The organism is Phycisphaerae bacterium, assembly GCA_018003015.1.
In the GTDB taxonomy this organism is placed as follows: domain Bacteria; phylum Planctomycetota; class Phycisphaerae; order UBA1845; family PWPN01; genus JAGNEZ01.
The window spans coordinates 1-12,270 of the sequence record JAGNEZ010000034.1; the positions used below are offsets into that span (position 1 = coordinate 1).

Sequence of the window (12,270 nt, forward strand, 5' to 3'; positions counted from 1 at the left end):
AGGCAATGCCGATCGCAAGCAGGGTCGCCGAGAGGACCACGGTCAGCGGTGCGGGCAGCATCGGGGAGAAGAGCAGCAGGGCGGTGGCGGCGGCCGTGAACAGGTCCTGATAGTTGCGGGTTCGAGTATTCATGTTGCTTTGCGCCTATCGTCAGCTCAGTTGGGTGCGATGGATGTCCGGTGACAATTCGCTCACGGCTGCTGCGGGGCGTCCGCCGGGGCGGAGGCGGCTCGCAAGGCCGTCGACGGGCCGGTGGGCAGGTCACCCGGCTGCACGTCGTGGACGATCAGATCCGCGTCGATGACCCGGTAGGTTGCCGCGCCCTGGGGCTGATACCAAAGGACCGGCGTCCCCGCCTGGCCGATCGGCACGTCCTTGCCTGCGTACCGGAAGTCCTCGCCGTTCTTCGGGTCGTTGATGAACATCCAGCCGCGACCCACGAGCGATATCACCTGCATCATCTGCGCCTCCTCTTGCTTCTTCTTGGTGGGGTCGAACACGGCCCGGGCCATCCGCTTTCCGGCGGCACCGGCGATCGAGACGAGGCTCAGATCGGACGGGAGCTTGCCGCCGTTGTAGTCGGCCACCGCCTTCAGCATGTTGACCAGGTCCTGCTCGGTGGCCGGGCCCAAGTCCATCTTGAAGGTCTGCGATTCATAACCCTCCGGCGGGGTGAGGCTCAGCAGCGACTCGTCCACCGGCTGATCCCAGACGAAGTCCGTCATCGTCATGGTCGTCGTGGGCAGCATGCCGACCTTCAGGGTCTGTTCCACCTGCAGTGGCAAGCGGGTCTGCGGGTCAGCCCAGATGGCCATCTCCTGCCCAGGCGTGACGACCTTGAAGCCCTTCGCGGTCCGGCCGGCGATAACCTTGTCCTCCATGGGCGCCGCGCAGGATTCGTCGAGCTGACGGAAGATGTCGAGCAGATTGAACTGCTTCTGCCCTGGCGGCAGGTTGGACATCTCCATTACCATCGCCCGCTTGGTCAACGGCTCGAGGCTCAGGCACCGGCCTTGCGACCAGTCCCAGATCATGACCATGCCGCTTGGATGGACCGACTGCCGCATCCGTCCGTCGTCCACGATGAGCACGTCGGTTGTCACCGTCTGGGCGGCCATCCCGGGCACCTGCACCACGGACGTGCCCTTGAAGCAGACCGAATGCACGCTCAGAACGGTCTTGCGAACCTCAGCGAAGGCCACCGATAATCCCCGCTGATGCAGACCCCAGAATGAGAAACTACCGAACGCAATGACCACGGCGGCCGCAACCGCCAGTTTCATCTTCGATTTCATCTGAATGATCCTCCTGAACAAGCGTGGTTGGTTTGGAGCAACGCCGCCGCCCATCCTCGCGAGTGTCTTCTCGACGAGTTCGGGCGACGGCCCATTCGGGACGTTCGCGTCCCGAAGCACGGAAACCGCACGCTCGAGCAGATCATTCCCGGGATTGTTGTGCTCAAGCGACATGACTCACCTCGATCAATTCTTTCGACCGGTGGATCCACCCAGGAATTCCTGAAGCCTGGCACGGGCCCGATGCAGGGTCACACCCACCGTGTCGATGGACAGTCCCAACTCGGAAGCGATTTCCTCATAACTCAATCCGCTCAGACACCGCAGAGAGAAGACCGCGCTTTGCTGCGGCGCCAGCTCGCAGAGCGCCGCCCGAAGACGGTCGCCCATCTCGGCGTCCAAAGCCACCTGGTCCGGGCCCGGCCCCGACGCCGCAAGCTGCTCGCAGGAGATGCCCGGCACCCTCCGGCGACCGGTCCGAATCCGGCGCCGCAAGTGATCCAAGGCCCGCGCCGTGGCCAGCCGCTGGAGCAGCCCGGGCCAGTTCGTCACTTCCCGCCGGCCGGCGTACTCGATGGCCGACACGAAGGTCTCCTGAAAGCAATCCGCGGCATCGGCGTCCTGGCCAAGCAGCCGGTAGGCGGTCTTCCACACGATCGGACCGTGTTGGCGAACGATCACCGGCCACTCGATCACTGAAGTGCACCCTTCCGTGATGGTCAGTACTGCCGTCATGCGCCCACATAGTCGCCGGCGAGCGGTCCTTTCTTACACCGAAATGCGGGAGGATGCCAAGTTTCTGTCGGATCATGAGTTGCGCAGATCGGGGGGAGTGGTCGGCAATCGGCGGCCGGCGGTCCATCTGGATCCTGAGATCTGCTCCGGTCTCCGAGATTCCGGCTTGGCCCACGCCCACGCCGACTGGGTTGCCCGGCTCAGCCCAGGCTATCACCCCCCTGACCGCCGAGCCCTGAATGCCGACCGCAGGTCGTCACTTCCGATTGTTGATTCGATGTGTCCAGAAGCAACGGAAAGGCCGCGAAAACATGCGGGGCCCAAGCATGCGAGGCGGTTCAATGCGCCCACCGTTATTCCTCCCTTCTGAATGACTTACAAGCGTTTTTTGCACGAGAACGGATCTGGTCGGTCCCGACCGGAAGCTCCGCCGCCCAGAGACGCAGAACTCAACAGACTCGCGCCAAACCTGTTGCACTCTCAGGATCAGTGGGTAGAATGGACGGAGTAGCTCCGAATGGCGCCGCCGACGTGCCTCGGTATTTGCGGGCAGAGGCCGGAGCGAATCGCGTTCACCGTCGGTGTTCGTGGAAGTGGCGGACGCTTCGCAACAAAGGGGGCGGCGAGTGGCATGATGTGGATCTTACGGCCCGGCGGAATTGGCCGCTCGTGGTAGACACATATCTTGAAATGGAGGAGAGACTATGAGGCATGGTGCATTTGCACTTCTGATCGTGCTGACCATCGGGCTGGTGCCTGTTGCGGCCAGCGCGGCGTCGGTGGTCAGCGTCAACTTCACAGGTGGCAATCCGGGCTATTCCCTGGCCCCCACCGACTTGGCAGGCAACCCTAACGTTTCGGGAAGCTACATCAGCAATTGGAACAACGCCATGGGTGCTTCAGCCACGGATCTGGCCCTGGTTGATAGCGCCAATGCCGCCACTAGCCTGCGGCTGAGCTACTCGACTGACTTGGGCACGTGGACGCTGCCCAGCACCAGCGGCGGGGCCAATCTGTCCGGCGGGGCCAACCCGCAGATGATGCAAGGCTATCTCGATGCGGCCGACGCCGGCCGAGTGACGATCACCGGCCTGGCCGGCTACTTCAAGTCGTTCCAGGTAGCCATCTTCTTCGACGGCGACAATGGCGGCAACTGGCGTGTCGCTCAGTACACCATCATCGACAACGCCACCAGCTCGCAGCTCTTCCAGGGCTCGGGCGAAGACAGTGAGGGCGTCGATTTCAACGCCGGCGGCGGCGCGAGCGGAAACGAGAACCCTGACGGCCTCTTCCAGGTCCCCGTGTCCGAGGGAGACGGGAATCAGATGTGGCCGGCCAGCCCGAACAACGGCGAGGGCAACTTCCTGCTGACGGATGCTTTGACCGCCGACAGCATCACGATCCAGATGGGGGGGACCGCTGGCGATATTCATCGCGCGCCGATCAACGGGCTTCAGTTCATCGGCGAGCCGATTCCCGAGCCGGCGTCGCTGGTCCTTTTGGGTCTGGGCCTCTGCGGGCTGCTGGCCCAGCGCAAGAGGGCGTGAGGCCTCGGGACATTGAGTCAGAACAGATCGTCGGCGGCGGCCGCGTCTTCGTCGCGGCCGCCGCCGTATTGACTTGGGGGAAAAGAGTAGAAACCTCGGCTCATGTCCCCTTGGGGGTGCGTCCCGTTTTCCGCACTGCAAGCGGCTGCCCTGCGGTTGTCCCCAGTCGAAGTCCGGCTCGCCGGGCAGGCTGCCGTGCACGTCTCGATACCAAATTCCCTGGGCGCTGTTGGCCGTTGGACGCTGAGCGCTCCCTGCAAGATGAAGCCAAACGTGCTCACCAATGGGCACGGTGGAGCCAGACCAGGTTGTCGACGAACCCCCCCAGTTTCCAGTCGTTGGAGGCCAGGCGTTCGCCGACACAGCGGGAGACGCCTGGAAAGTGCTTGATGTCGTGGAAGGCGACGGTGGCCTTGGGGCCGAGCCATGGCTCGAGCCTGGCCCAGTCGATGCTCACCGATTCATAGCTGTGATCGCCGTCGAGGAAGAGGAAGCCGAGGGGGGCCTCGAAATCGCCCGGCTCCAGCAGTTCGCTGCGTTTGCGGATCGGGCGGATCACCGGGCCCAGGCCGCGGGTGTTGCTTTCGAAGACGGCGAGGGTGTCCTGCAAACCCTCGGGCATGGTCTCGTTGCCCCAGGTGTCGACGCAGTAGAGCCGGCCGGCGATTTGGCTGATGGCCGTGCCGATGTAGCAGGCGGAGGCTCCGAAGTGCGAGCCGACCTCGAGGGCGATAGTGCCAGGCGGGCAGGAGCGGGCCAGGCGATACAGCGTGACCAGTTCGACCGGGCTGCAGTAGGAGAAGATCGCCCCGGCGTTGCTGCCGGTGGCGGCGGATACGCGGCGGGTGACGAGCTCGAACTCGGACGGTCTGATCGCGCGCCGGGCGAAGGTCGTCAGTCGATCCAGGAGGGAGGGGGGGGCGGTGGGGCGCCACGAAGCGGGTTTGACTGCAGCGGTCTGGGTCATGGGTGGTAACCTTTCAGCAGGAAGCGGATGGCGCCTTCCATCTGGCCGAGGCGGAAGTGGAATGCGATGCGGTAGTCCGGGCTCAGCGCTTGGGGCGCGATCAGCCGGTAGTGGAGGTACTCGCGTGCGACGCGGCTGAACATGCGGAGGTGATCCCAGAACAGTCGGGTCCGCCAGGTCAGTGTGTCCTGCCGGTTGAACTGGAGCGATTTGCAGATCGGGCGCGACTGCCCGAAGCCGCGTTGCAGGCGGCAGAGATACGGCACGGACAGTCGATGCCGGGAGATGAAGTGTTCCAGGCTCATGGCCGGGTTGTACCATAGTTCGTAGCCGGTGTTCCGGATGCGGAAGACGATCTCAGTATCGCCGCCGGCGGTAAGATGTCTGCCGCTGCGGTCGGTGAGGATTCCGGCATCGAGCCAGCCGCAATCGCGCAGGGCCTGGCGTCGCAGGACGAGTCCGGCGCCGACCAGATGCGCGGGGCTGGCCGTGGGCTGAATGCGGAGGGGCTGGTTGCCGTAGTCCTGCTCGGCGAAGCTGGCCCGGTATCGGGCGACGGTCTGGTCGGGTGGGATCTCCCACGCGACGCGGGTTCGGCCGCCGATCGCGCCGGCTTGGGGGTAAGCGTTGCAGAACGCGATGGTCTGGCGGACCCAGTCGGGGGCGATGAAGCAGTCGTCGTCGATGAGCGCGATCCACTCGGAGTCGGTCTCGGCCACGGCCCGGCGGCGGGCGTAGGTCAACCCCTGCCGGCATTCGAGCACGCGGCGCAGGCCGGGGATGTGTCCGGCGGCCGCATACCGATCCACGACTGCGGCGGTGTCGTCGGTGCTGTTGTTGTCGATGACGAGCGTAGACCAGTTTTTGGAGGCATAGTCCTGGTGCTGGATGGCGGCCAAGGCGCGATCCAGCAGTCGGGCGTTGTTGTAGGTGCAGATCGCGAGCGTCACCTGGTCCATATCAGGCTGCTCCCTGCCTGGCGGCGTCGAGCTCGTGGCTCTCCCACTGGAGGGCCGGAGAGATCACCCCGCGCCGGCCGTCGGCGCCGGGACTGTTGACCGGGGACACCTCGAAGCGGATGGCGTCCTCGACGCGATCCAGGACGCGGCTGCTCTCCTGGTGGACGCCCACGGCGATGTCGTAGTAGCCGGGCTTCCACACGTCGCCGGGCAGATGGCAGAGGGTCCGGCAGCGACCGGGTCGGCGGACGAGCGGTACGCTGCCCGGGCAGTCCTGTTCGGCGGACACGAACACGGCCACATCCATGGCGTTCTTGAGGGTCAGGTTAAACGTAGCCCCGTAGACCGGCCGCCGGACGATGCTGTCGATCTCCACCGCGAGGGGTGGACCGAAGGGCACGGTCGGGGTGCAAGAGCCATCTCGGCCGATGAGCCGCACGCCGGTGATCTGGACCAGCTTGGCCGGGTCCAGGTCGCGGTCGGAGCATTTCCACTCGCTGTGTCCCCTGGAGATGGTGGTAAGGTACTGCTGGATTACTGCGGAGGGTTTTCCCATTCCGGCCACCTCCCCGTTCCTGAGCCACAAGCAGGAGGTGCACTGGCGGGCCATGACGTCCATGTTGTGGCTGACCAGCAGGATGGTGCGGCCCTGGCGGGCCACGGTGTCCATCTTGCCCAGGCATTTGTTCTGGAAGGCCACGTCGCCGACGGCCAGCACTTCGTCGACCAGGAGGATCTCGGTGGCCAGATGGGCGGCGACGGCGAAGGCCAGGCGGACGTACATACCGCTGGAGTAGTGTTTGACCGGGGTGTCGACGAACTTCTCCACTTCGGAGAAGGCGACGATCTCGTCGAAGCGGGCATCGATCTCGGCCTTGCGCATGCCGAGCATGGCCCCGTTGAGATAGACGTTCTCGCGGCCGGTGAGTTCGCGGTGGAAGCCGGTTCCGACCTCGAGGAGGCTGGCCAGCCGGCCGTGAACGCGGGCCCGGCCGCCGGTCGGGTCGGTGATTCGGGAGAGGATCTTGAGCAGGGTGCTCTTGCCGGCCCCGTTGGGTCCGATGATCCCGAGCACCTCGCCGGGCTGGACCTGGAAGGACACATCCTTGAGGGCCCAGAATCGGCGATCCTCGGCCGGCGGTTTGCCCTTTGCCCGCAGGCGACGGAACGGATACCTCACCGCATTGGCCAGCACGGTGTTGAGGCGGCGGTCGCGGCGTTTGCGGGCCCCGAGCTTGTACTGCTTGGACAAGCGCTCAACGATGATGGCCGGTTGGCTCATGCGACTCCCTTTGCCAGTCGGGTCCACGGCCCCGACGCGCCTCTATGCCACGTCCACGAAGTGCCTCTCCGTCCGATAGAAGAAGTACAAACCGAACAGGAAAACACCTACAGCGATCACCGCCGAGAAGCTCAGGGACAGCCAGTTGAACGGCTGGTTCAGCAAGGCCGAACGATACGCATCGATGATCCCGGTCATGGGGTTGACCATGAGCAGCCAGCGGAGCTTGCCGGGCACGAGGTCGGCCGGGTAGATCACCGGACTGACGTACATCCATGCGCCCATCAGGGAGCCGATGACGAAGCGGACATCGTGGTACATGACGGTCAGGCCGGCGAGGAGGTAGCCGATGCCGAGGGCGGTGATGACGGTGAGCAAGACCAGGACGGGCAGGAGCATCACAGACGCCCCGGGCAAGTAGCCGTAGCCGAGCATCATGCAGCCGTAGATCAGGAAGCTGATGGCCAGGCTGGTGAGTTCGGCGAAGACACTCGAGGTTGGCAGGATCACGCGGGGAAAGTAGACCTTGGACAGCAAGTGGGCGTTGTTGAGCAGGCTGCCGGTGGCTCCGAGCACGGCGGCGGAGAAGAAGGTCCAGGGGAGCAACCCGGCATAGAGGAAGAGGGGGTAGGGTGCGCCCTGGGAGGGCATTCCGGCCAGCTTGCCGAAGACGAAGGAGAAGACGACCAAGTTGGCCAGGGGCCGGAGCACGGCCCAGGCTGGTCCGAGGACGGTCTGTTTGTACTGGACTTTGATGTCCCGCCAGACCAGGAAGTAGAGCAGCTCGTGGAAGCGAAGGAGCTCCTTGAAGTCGACGGCCTGCCAGCCGAAGCGGGGGCGGATGTCGAGGGTCGGAAGGCTGGCCGGGGTGGTCGCCGCGTCGGGGGTCGGGGGCAGGGTTGAGGCCGCCCCGGCATGGCCGGTCGCGAAGTCCAAAGGTATCGTACTCATTGCGGCGCTGTTCCTCGCGGCCCGTGGATAGGTCATAAGATCATTATTAATAAGATCTTACAATCTATACAGCCTTGTTTCATCGTTCCGGCGGCAGACCATCCGCGTGGAGCGGTTCGATGGACCTACTCGTTTATCGGAGGTGCGGAGGGCGCGGATTAGTTACAGATCGTTGTCATGGCGTAGTTACAGGTCGTCGTCGTAGAGCATGTCGGGCACGCCGTCGTCCTTGAGGGCGGTGGAGCGGAGGCGTTCGGCCTCGGCTTCTTTCATGGCCTGCCACTGCTCGGGGGTGATGACGATTTCGCGGGCCTGGCTGCCCTTGTATTCGCCGACGATGCCGGCGGCGGCCATTTCCTCGATGAGGCGGCTGGCCCGGGAGTAGCCCACGGCCAAGCGGCGTTGGAGGAGGCTCACGCTGCCGCGTTTGGTTTCCAGGACGATCTCGACGGCCTTGTCGAAGAATTCGTCGCGTGGCCCGTCGGTGCTGATTTCCTGGTTGCGGAGCTGGATGAGTTCGGGGTGGAACTCGGGGGCGCCGCGTTCCTTGAGGAAGTTGATGACGGACTTGAGTTCGGCGTCTTCGAGGTAGGTGCCCTGGGCGCGCATGAGTTTGGAAGATCCTGGTGGCAGGTAGAGCATATCGCCCTGACCCATGAGGACCTCGGCCCCGTTCTGGTCGAGGACGATGCGGGAGTCCATTCGTGATGCGACGCGGAACGCGATCCGGCAGGGCAGGTTGCTCTTGATGAGGCCGGTGACGATCTTGGCTTCCGGCCGCTGGGTGGCCACGATGATGTGGATGCCGACTGCCCGGCTCTTCTGGGCCAAGCGGGAGAGATGGAGCTCGACCTCTTTGGCCGAGAGCATCATCATGTCGGCCAATTCGTCGATGATGATGATGATGTAGGGGAGGTGTGAAGGGATCTGGGCCTCTTCCTCGGGGGTGGTTGGCTGGAACCGCTCGCGTTTTTCCTCTTTGGTGAGCCGGTTGTAGGCGGCGATATTGCGGACGCCGGCCTCGGCCAGGAGGGCGTAGCGTTCATCCATTTTGACCGTGGCCCACTCCAGGATCTTCTCGGCGCGTTCCATCTCGGTCACGATGGGGCACATCAGGTGGGGCACTTCGCGGAACATGCTCATTTCGACCATCTTGGGGTCGACGAGGATGAGTTTGACGAGGTCTGGTCGCTGGGTCATGAGGATCGAGATGATGATCGAGTTGATGCACACGCTCTTGCCCGAGCCGGTGGTGCCGGCGATGAGCATGTGTGGCATCTTGGTCAGGTCGCTGACCAGGGCTCCGCCGCTGGCGTCTTTTCCGAGGAACAGAGGAAGCTGCATCTTCTGGGCGGCGGCGCCGGCCAGGGTCATGAGTTCCTTGATGCGGACCTTTTCCTTATCGAGGTTAGGGACTTCGATGCCGATGGTGTTCTTGCCGGGGATAGGGGCGACGACGCGGACGCTGGGGGCCTTGAGTGATCGGGCGATATCGTTGGCCAGGGAGGAGATCTGACTGACCTTGACGCCGGGGGCGACGGAGATCTCGAACATGGTAATGACCGGCCCGGTGTCGATTTCGACGACCTTGGCTTCGATCTTATAGTCGAGGAGAGTCTGTTCGAGGATGCGGGCTTTTTCGCGGACCAGGGCTTCCTGGTGGGAGGTGAAGGTGTACTCCGGCTCCTGGAGGACGGTGATGGGCGGGTAGGTCCATTCGGCCAGCTCGGTCGGATAGGGTTTGGTGACGGGTGGCGGCGCGGCCGCGCCTGGTTTGGGTGGCTGTGACGCCCGAATGATCATCCGGGGTTCAGGCGCGGTGTCCGGGCTCTCGTCCTCGGACTCCTCGTCGGCCTCGCCGGTTTCGGTGTTCTCCGCGTCCTCGACTTGGGTCTCTTCGTCCTCCTCTTCGGCGTCTTCTTCTTCGACCTGGGCCGAGTCTTGCGTCTCGTTCTCGCACTCGCCTTCGGTTGTCTCGTCGGTCGGTTCTTCCTCCTCGGGGTCGGCCGGGGCCTCGAGCGGGCTCTTTTCCTGCTGATCCGGATCGAGGACGGCGGTGCCGGTTTCCTTGACGGCTGCCCGCTTGGGAGTGGTCTTCGATTCGGTTTTCTTGACGTCGGCCTTGTCCCCGGAGTTTCGGCCGGGGTTGATCCTCAGCTCGGCGGAGCCGGAGCCTCGTCCGGGGCCGGCGGTTCCACCGGCCAGGGCGGGTTGTCGGCGTCCGGGCAGCATGGTGGCGAGTCGTTGGAATGGTGCGGTGAGCCGGGCGGCCCAGGGCGTTCTGGGCAGGCGTTGGCGGACCTCCTCGGCCAGTTCCTGGATCTGTCCGCGGCGTTCGCGGATGGCCTGGGGGATGCGGAGGATCAGGCCCTCGGTGGTGAACAGGAGGCCGACCAGACAGAGGTATGCCAGGACGGGCAGGGTACCGATCTTGAATGAGCTGACCAGCCATGTTGCCAGGAGGTAGCCGAGTACGCCTCCGCGGAGTTCGGGCCAACGGGGTGCCTCGGATGCCTCGAAGAAGAGCGAGCAGAGCGAGCTGAATGGCCAGGCCAGGTCGGAGCGGAAGGCCCAGCTGAATGGCCAGGGGAGGTTCTGGACCTCGGCGACGGAGGGGGTAAGCAGGTGGAAGCAGACGGAGGTGACGGAGATGAGTACGGCCACACCGATGACCCGCTGCCAGAGGGATGGCAGTCGTCCGACTCGGGCGAGCACGCCGATGGCCGCGGTCAGTCCGGCGACGGCGGCGTAGGCTCCGCCTCCGAAGTAGACGAACATATGGTAGGCGATCCAGGCTCCGGCTCGCCCGCCGTCGTTGTTGGCCGGTGTGGGGTGGGGCCAGTTGTGGGGGCTGGGCCAGTCGGTGGGGTCGAAGCTGAGGATACTCAGCCAGAGGAAGGCACAGACGATGAGCGAGAGCAGGATCACACATCCGCGGATCAGCTGTCTTCGTTCCTGAGAGGTGGTCATAACGGGCGTTTCCTCCGTGTCACGCCGGCCAACACCGGAACAGGCGGTATCGTATCTGTCCGCTGCTGGAGTGCCAGGACCGGTTGCCGGATTTCCGGCAGTTTTTCGGGTTGACCCGTTCCGGCGCAGACCGCTAGCCCGGGCACGGGCGCACCCGAATGAGTGAATATCGGACCCGTCTGCTTTGGTGCTGCAGGATTTTCGGTGGTGGGTGGTGGGGTGGGTTTGTTGGGGGACGCGGGCTGCCGAACGAAGCCAATGAACCGGGGTGGGACGGGCGTTTTCGACCGCGCCAGGGCGGTTTTGTCGGGTGGGAGGTCAGGATCTTGGGCGCCAAACGAAGCCAATGCAGCAGTTCCAAGCGGGTCGTCCGATGGCGGGTTGGGGGCGGCGTGGAGGCCCTTGAACCCCACCGGTTGTTGCCGGCGGCCGGGGACGAGTCGTTGCGGGGTGTCTCCGGCGGGTTAGCGGGTGACCGACTGGGGCGGGGCGATCCGCTGCGCTGATAACACGGCGGGTGTCCCGGTGGTGTTTGTCGGGGGCTTGGGTGGGCGGAGTGTGGAGGGTGGAGAAGTGGGGTTGGAGGGAGGTGTCGTGGGGGTGGAGGCTGGTTAGCAGGCCATCCGGGACGGGGCCCGGATGGTCTGCCCGGCGGTCGATTGGGAAGGTGCCCAGGTGAACGGAGGGCTCAGTTGTCCTTGGTTTGGAGCACGCGGTAGATCAGTGCTCCGAGGATGGCCCCGGCGATGGGTGCCACCCAGAACAGCCACAGTTGGGCGACAGCCCAGCTGCCCATGAATACGGCCACGCCGGTGCTTCTGGCCGGGTTGACTGATGTGTTGGTGACGGGAATGCTGATCAGGTGGATGAGGGTGAGGCCGAGGCCGATGGCGATGGGGGCGAAGCCTGGGGGGGCTTTTTTGTCGGTGGATCCGAGGATGATGAGGAGGAACATCATGGTCATGACGATTTCGCAGACCAGGCAGGCATAGAGGGAGTAGCCGCCGGGGGAATGTTCGCCGAATCCGTTGGACGCGAATCCGCCGGACAGGTCGAAGCCCTTTTTGCCGCTGGCGATGAAGAACAGGACTCCGCCGGCGGCGATGGCCCCGAGGACCTGGGCGAGGATGTAGGGGACGAGTTTGGCGGCCGGGAAGCGGCCGCCGACGCACAAGCCGACGGAGACTGCGGGGTTAAGATGGCAGCCGGAGATATGCCCGATGGCGAAGGCCATGGTGAGGACGGTCAGGCCGAAGGCGAGGGACACGCCGAGCAGTCCGATGCCGACGTTGGGGAATGCGGCGGCCAGCACGGCGCTCCCGCAGCCACCGAGCACCAGCCAGAATGTCCCGAAGAACTCTGCCCCAATCGGTTTCATGATTTCTCCTTTCTTTCGCGAGGATCTGTGGTGGTGATGAGTCGCGTGGGCAGGATTATAGGACCTCGGGGGGGTGAGTCAAGGGCGGTGGTGGGGCAGGTGGTGGGGGCTTCGGGATGGTTTTCTTGACAGGGGTGGTAGTGGAGCTAGTGCTCCGTCAGTCCTGAAGCTCAGGGTATAGCCGA

Annotated in this window: 9 protein-coding genes; 1 reads left to right on the top strand and 8 read right to left on the bottom strand. The window is 64.5% G+C overall.

Features of this window, described 5'->3' with window-relative positions:
- Positions 1 to 192 precede the first annotated feature (192 nt).
- Positions 193 to 1,470 (bottom strand): hypothetical protein, encoded by a 1,278-nt coding sequence (locus KA354_15140; protein MBP7935976.1) that lies wholly within the window; start codon positions 1,468 to 1,470, stop codon positions 193 to 195.
- A 12-nt stretch (positions 1,471 to 1,482) separates the two neighbouring features.
- Positions 1,483 to 2,031, bottom strand: coding sequence for a sigma-70 family RNA polymerase sigma factor (locus tag KA354_15145; protein MBP7935977.1), 549 nt, complete (start codon positions 2,029 to 2,031; stop codon positions 1,483 to 1,485).
- Between the two features lie 704 nt (positions 2,032 to 2,735).
- On the opposite strand from KA354_15145, the gene KA354_15150 reads away from it, so the two are divergent.
- Entirely contained in the window at positions 2,736 to 3,578 is an 843-nt protein-coding gene (locus KA354_15150) for a PEP-CTERM sorting domain-containing protein (GenBank protein MBP7935978.1), read from the top strand.
- Positions 3,579 to 3,855: 277 nt separating this feature from the next.
- Here KA354_15150 and KA354_15155 read toward each other — a convergent pair whose 3' ends face one another.
- The 6 genes from KA354_15155 to aqpZ all read right to left on the bottom strand — a co-directional run bounded on the left by KA354_15155 (position 3,856) and on the right by aqpZ (position 12,085).
- A complete protein-coding gene (locus KA354_15155; GenBank protein ID MBP7935979.1) occupies positions 3,856 to 4,545 on the bottom strand; it encodes a class I SAM-dependent methyltransferase in 690 nt (229 codons plus the stop codon).
- Entirely contained in the window at positions 4,542 to 5,504 is a 963-nt protein-coding gene (locus KA354_15160) for a glycosyltransferase family 2 protein (protein MBP7935980.1), read from the bottom strand. The genes KA354_15155 and KA354_15160 overlap by 4 nt, the downstream gene beginning before the upstream one ends.
- Before the next feature lies 1 nt (position 5,505).
- On the bottom strand, positions 5,506 to 6,786 hold the full coding sequence (locus KA354_15165) for an ABC transporter ATP-binding protein (GenBank protein ID MBP7935981.1): 1,281 nt from the start codon (positions 6,784 to 6,786) through the stop codon (positions 5,506 to 5,508).
- A gap of 42 nt (positions 6,787 to 6,828) precedes the next feature.
- Positions 6,829 to 7,737 carry an ABC transporter permease gene (locus KA354_15170; GenBank protein MBP7935982.1) on the bottom strand — a complete coding sequence of 303 codons (909 nt, stop codon included), beginning with the start codon at positions 7,735 to 7,737 and terminating at the stop codon, positions 6,829 to 6,831.
- A 186-nt stretch (positions 7,738 to 7,923) separates the two neighbouring features.
- Entirely contained in the window at positions 7,924 to 10,707 is a 2,784-nt protein-coding gene (locus KA354_15175) for a DNA translocase FtsK (protein ID MBP7935983.1), read from the bottom strand.
- 688 nt (positions 10,708 to 11,395) lie between these two features.
- Positions 11,396 to 12,085: an aquaporin Z gene (gene aqpZ, locus KA354_15180; protein MBP7935984.1), complete on the bottom strand. Its 690-nt coding sequence runs from the start codon at positions 12,083 to 12,085 to the stop codon at positions 11,396 to 11,398.
- Positions 12,086 to 12,270: the final 185 nt, after the last annotated feature.

What these genes read in the sequence shown, in the direction of transcription:
- KA354_15140 (MBP7935976.1), bottom strand. Translation starts at nt 1,470, where the DNA reads ATGTCGCTTGAGCACAACAATCCCGGGAATGATCTGCTCGAGCGTGCG.
- KA354_15145 (MBP7935977.1), bottom strand. Translation starts at nt 2,031, where the DNA reads ATGACGGCAGTACTGACCATCACGGAAGGGTGCACTTCAGTGATCGAG.
- KA354_15150 (MBP7935978.1), top strand. Translation starts at nt 2,736, where the DNA reads ATGAGGCATGGTGCATTTGCACTTCTGATCGTGCTGACCATCGGGCTG.
- KA354_15155 (MBP7935979.1), bottom strand. Translation starts at nt 4,545, where the DNA reads ATGACCCAGACCGCTGCAGTCAAACCCGCTTCGTGGCGCCCCACCGCC.
- KA354_15160 (MBP7935980.1), bottom strand. Translation starts at nt 5,504, where the DNA reads ATGGACCAGGTGACGCTCGCGATCTGCACCTACAACAACGCCCGACTG.
- KA354_15165 (MBP7935981.1), bottom strand. Translation starts at nt 6,786, where the DNA reads ATGAGCCAACCGGCCATCATCGTTGAGCGCTTGTCCAAGCAGTACAAG.
- KA354_15170 (MBP7935982.1), bottom strand. Translation starts at nt 7,737, where the DNA reads ATGAGTACGATACCTTTGGACTTCGCGACCGGCCATGCCGGGGCGGCC.
- KA354_15175 (MBP7935983.1), bottom strand. Translation starts at nt 10,707, where the DNA reads ATGACCACCTCTCAGGAACGAAGACAGCTGATCCGCGGATGTGTGATC.
- aqpZ (MBP7935984.1), bottom strand. Translation starts at nt 12,085, where the DNA reads ATGAAACCGATTGGGGCAGAGTTCTTCGGGACATTCTGGCTGGTGCTC.